The organism is Candidatus Protofrankia californiensis, from assembly GCF_900634765.1.
GTDB lineage: Bacteria > Actinomycetota > Actinomycetes > Frankiales > Frankiaceae > Protofrankia > Protofrankia californiensis.
Window position 1 is genome coordinate 1 of sequence record NZ_CAAAFT010000205.1, and the last position, 5,057, is coordinate 5,057.

Sequence of the window (5,057 nt, forward strand, 5' to 3'; positions counted from 1 at the left end):
AGGGCGACGCGCGCCCCCGACAGTGGGATGACGTCGTACCAGTCGCCGCCGACGCCGGCTTGGGCGCCGGCGGGCAGGTAGCGGGAGGCGATCTCGACGGCGGCCGGTTGGGGGAGTTGCTGGGGGAGCAGGCTGCGTTGGAGAGTGAGGGTGGTGGCGCGTTCGCGGGTGTAGCGGCGGGCGTTGTCGAGGCAGACGGCGGTGTGGGCGCCGAGCTCCTCGGCGAGGAGGAGATCGTCGGGGGTGAAGGGTTCGGGACGCCGGTGGCGGGCGAGGAGGGCGATGCCGAGGGTGGTGCCGCGGGCGCGTAGTGGGACGATCATGATGGAGTGGAATCCGTATTCGCGGACGCGGGCGGCTCGGGCGGGGCTGTCGGCCACCCAGCGGGTTATCTCCGGGTCGGAGATCCGGTAGTACGCGGCCTGGCCGGTGGCGAGGACTTTGGATATGGGTGAGTGCGGTGGGTAGGTGTCTGTCTGGCCGAGTGCGACAACGGCTTCGGGCTGGCCTGGGAGGGCGGACTGGTGGGCGATGCGGCGTAGGGCTACCGGGGTGGTGACGGGGCCGGATGCTGGTTCGTTGCCGTGGTAGACGGCATCCAGCAGGTCGACGCTGACCCAGTCGGCGAAGCGGGGGACGGCGATGTCGGCCAGTTCCTGGGCGGTGCGTTCCACGTCCAGGGCGCTGCCGATGGCGGTGTTGGCCTCGTTGAGCAGGGTGAGGCGCTGCTCGGCCCAGTACTGCTCGCTGATGTCGAGCGAGGCGACGAACACGCCTCGTACCTGGCCTACTGGGTCGCGCACCGGGGACATGGTGACCGCCCAGGCGCGCCTGTAGGACTCGGCCTGTGCCCGGCGGAAGGCCTCGTACCGTGCCGGCTCACCGGTCTCAACCGCCCGGCGCAGCTTATCCCATGCCTCGCGGTACGCGGGGTGGGAAAACGCCTCTGTTGCGGGACGCCCGCGTATGTCGTTTTCTCCGACCCCGAGCATGCGGACCCCCTCGGCGTTCAGCCGTCTGAACCGCGCCTCGGTGTCGAAGATCGCCAGGCCGATCGGAGCCTGGGCGAACGCCCAGTCCACCAGCGCCCGATCAGCCCGGTACTCGCGCAGGTCCGGCGAGGCGACAGCGGTCACGAACCACTGGGCCACCGCCTCGTCGCCGCCCAGCAACGGCTGGGCGCGCAGCCATACGTCCAGACCGTGCCCGTCGCGGTGACGAAGGGTCACCTTCCCGCTCCAGCCCTGCCTGTTCGCCAGGCGGCGCCGGGCCGGCTCCGGAAGTGGGACGGCAAGAAGATCGAAAACCGCCCGCCCGATGATCTCGGCCGGTAGGTATCCGAGCAGCCGGCACGCGTTCGTGCTCCATGCGGTGACCGTGCCGTGCGCATCGACACCGGCTGTTACCACATGTTCCAGAGGGAGATCGCCGAACTGATCTCCTGACATGGTGTTGTGTGCTCCCTCGCCGCTCATCTCACCCCCGTCTTCCCCGTGCGGACGCGGACGAACCGGGATCGCCACACCCTCCTTGTCTTGCATCCACGCCCCTGGTGCCGGGCGCGCGCTCTTATCCGCCGTGGTAGAGCCGTTGCAGATCGACGAGCTGGATGGTGCGGTCCCCGGCGGTGGCCTGCTGTAGTTCCCCGGGGTGAAACCCGCCCCGGGGAAACACAGCAGGTGTGGAGGCCGACGGTGGCGGTGGGGTGTGCGTGCAGTAGCCCGCGGACGTAATCGAGGTGCTGCAGGTGACCGATGCTCATCGTCTCGTTCCATCTCAGGGCGCGCCAGTGCGCGTCAGGGCGCGCCGGGCGTCCAGCCGGTGGTGTGCGCCCACTCCTGCGCCCGGTGCGTGATCTCGGTGATGAGAGCGCTTTTCGCGTCGGCGTAGGCGTTCATGTCGGGCCAGTCCCGGGCGGCAAGGCTGCGCTTGAGGGTTTCGTAGGCTGCACGGTCGGTGGCGTTGCGGCGCAGCCAGTCACGGAAAAGCAGGTGCCGGCGCTCCCAGCCGCTGCCGGCCGTGCAGACATGCACGTGGACGGCGAGGTCGGGCGTACGGAACATGCGATGCCCCAGCTCGCGGACCCGCAGGACGTACCCGGCTGCGACCAGCGGTCCGGCGTAGTGCTGCTCGGCGTCGACGTCGGGGACGCCGACCTGGACGTCGACGATCGGTTTGGCGGCCAGTCCCGCAACCGCGGTGGAACCGACGTGGTCGACACGGACGGCGGTGGCGGCGAGCGCGGCGCGGATGCGGCGCTGTTCCCGGGCGAACCGGGTCGGCCAGTTCGCCGAGTAGTCCACGATCACGATCGGGCGGTGCTCGACACCGCCGACAAGCTCACGACGCACGGTCACGTCCACGCCTCCTCGTTACTCTCGCTGTTCTCGTCCTTCTCGACGTTTGTCGGTCCGCTGCGCGGCGGTGTGCTCGGAGCAGGTTCTTATATGGAGCAGGTTCTTATATGCGGTACAGCCGGCGTTCCTCGGGCGTCAGGTGCCGGACGAGCCGGTTTTCCGCCTGTTCGAGCAGCAGATCCACGTCGCACGGCCACAGCCGGGCGGTCCGGTCGTTGCTCGCGGATGCCAGCCACATTCCGTTGGGGCTGAAGGCGACCGCGCTGACCCAGTCGTCGTGTGACATCCGGCAGACCTCCGCACCGGAGGGGACGTCCCACACTCGAGCGGTACCGTCCCTTCCACCGGTTGCGATCATGGAGCCTGTTGCGTTGAAGGCGGACGTTTTCACCCAGCTGCCCCCGCCGATGCTCCTGCTTTCCGCCCGCAGGTCCCCGGCGTCCAGGCTCACTGTCCAGATCTGCAGCAGGCCGCCTGAGCCTGCGACCGCCAGGTCGCAGCCGTCCGGGCTGAACGTGATCGACCGGATCTCCCGCGAGCGGCACACCTCGTCAATCAGGTCGGATCTCAGGAAATCCCACAGCCGGACCGAGCCTTCGACGTCGGCTGTCGCCAGGACGGATCCGGATGGATGGAAGGCCGTCGCCGTCGTGTCGATCCCCCGCCATACCTCGGTTGCGGTGTGACAGTCCCAGACCGCCGTGATGCGGTCGTCGGTGAGGACGGCGACGTGTCGACCTGCCGGATCGAACTCGACGCTGGTGATCCATCCTCCCGGTCTGGTGGCAAAACGCTGATGGTTCCCGGGAGCCGTCAGGTCGAGGACGCGGACCGTTCCGCCGGCGTCCGCGGTGGCGAGCAGGCGGCTGTCCCGGCTGATCGCGACATCGTTGACCATGCTCCTATGCTCGACGCGCCTGACGATCTCCCCGGATGCGGTCTCCCAGACGGTCGCCGCACCGTCGTCCCCGCCGGTCACCAGCCAGGAGCCGTCCAGGTTGAAACGGACCCGGTTGGTCGCGGCGGCGCCGCCGACCTCCAGCACCTTCTCGCCGGTCCGGATGTTCCACAGTCTGACCGGTCCGTCCTCGCAGGCGGTGGCCAGCCGTGAACCGTCGGGGCTGAAGCAGACCGCCGTCACCAGGTCGGGGTGTGAGAAGCGGAGGAGCTCCGCCTCCGCCCGTGCCTTCCACACCTGTGCCGTGCGATCGGCGGAAATCGTCGCCAACCGGGTGCCGTCGGCGCTGAGCTTGATCTGGATGAACTGGTGACTGTGGTCGATGCGGGCCGTCTCGTCGCCTGTCGCCACGTCGTGGACCCGGATCGGGCCGTCGCGGTAGGCGATCGCCACACGTGAGCCGTCGTCGTCCGGTGACATGGCAACCGGGGAACTGCGGGCCCGAAACCTGATGATTTCCTTTCCGGAGTGCGTGTCACGGGTCGAGACGGACCGTTCGAGGCTGGCGGAGAAGCAGACCCCGCCGTCACGGGTGAAGACGACGTCCTGAAGCTGTTCGGGGTGGTCCACCCGGAACACCTCGCGGCCGTCGGCGGCACCGACCATCTTCAGCGGGACGCGGTCGGTCGCCGTCACGATCCGGCTTCCGTCCGGGGTGAACGTGACGGCGTGGATCGGTTCGTCGTGCGATATGACGAAGAAAGGGGCGCCCATACCCAGACGGACCAGAGCCTGCCCCTTCTCGTTGGTCGTCACGATCCGGAGGCTTCCCGGGCTGAAGGCAACCTTGTCGACCGTGTCGTCGGTGATGTGTATGAGTTCCTGGACGAGGCCGAGGCCGACGCCGAGATCCCAGATCAACGCCGATCCGTCAGCTCGAATCGTGGCCATGAAGGTGCCGTCGGGGCTGAAGATCGGAGCTTTTACGCAACTGTCGTCGCTGATCAGCTGCTGCGGGCCGTCCGGGGAGTCCAGACCCCACAGCTGCAGCCGTCCGCGGACGCTGACGGTCGCCAGTCGTTGCGCGTCCGGGCTGAAAAGGACGGCGAAAGCAGGCTCGACGTGCCGAAACTCGACGTGCCGGAAAGGGCGAATCGTCGAAAGGTGGGCCGTCCCGCCGCGGACGGTGTTCCATATCGAGATCTTCCCGGTACTGTCGCCGACGACGACGAGGGATCCGTCCGCACTGATGTCGATCGCGTTCACCGCGACCGTGTCCTCGGTGCTCCACACCAGCTCCGGAGAGCTTGCGAGTATCCGCCGGACGGCCAGATCGCCGGCGAAGGTCGGTTCGCGGCGCAGGGATTCGATGGCGATTGCCAGCGCTGTCGCCAACGCGGCCGTGCCGTCGACTCTGAGCAGATCCGCGGTGGCGGCCAGCCGTAGCGCATCCGCTCGTCGAGCGTTGCGTTCCGCGTTCTCGCGATCCTGCTCGGCGCGTCTGCGTGCTTCTTCCGCCTGCGCGAGCGCGGCCGCAGCCCGCGCGTTCGCCTCCTCCAGCTCGGTGATTCTTCGCTGCTGGGCGTCGCGGCTTCGCAGCATGAGGGAGCGGACCACCTCCGGAACCTCTTCGGAGCGCTGCTGGAGATACTGCTCGGCCTCCCACAGCGCCGCTCCCGTCAGCAGGTCGTCGGGGCCCCGGTCTTCCATGCGCTGCCGCCAGTCGAGGAAGTCGGCGTCCTCCCGCATCCATCCGGCAAGCAGATTCCAGGAGGTGATGAGTGCTTCATGCGCGATTTCCG

The 5,057-nt window shown here is 68.4% G+C and carries 3 protein-coding genes; all 3 read right to left on the reverse strand.

Annotated elements, in window-relative coordinates; all coding sequences use genetic code 11:
* Window positions 1-1,541 (reverse strand): PAS domain-containing protein (locus DD1DGNOD_RS11220; RefSeq protein ID WP_283234680.1); only part of this gene is annotated, 1,541 nt, incomplete at its 3' end.
* A 255-nt stretch (window positions 1,542-1,796) separates the two neighbouring features.
* Window positions 1,797-2,357, reverse strand: a complete 561-nt coding sequence (locus DD1DGNOD_RS11225; RefSeq protein ID WP_241255656.1) for a GrpB family protein — start codon at window positions 2,355-2,357, stop codon at window positions 1,797-1,799.
* 103 nt (window positions 2,358-2,460) lie between these two features.
* A partial coding sequence (locus tag DD1DGNOD_RS11230) for a WD40 repeat domain-containing protein (RefSeq protein ID WP_131770066.1) occupies window positions 2,461-5,057 on the reverse strand: 2,597 nt, incomplete at its 5' end.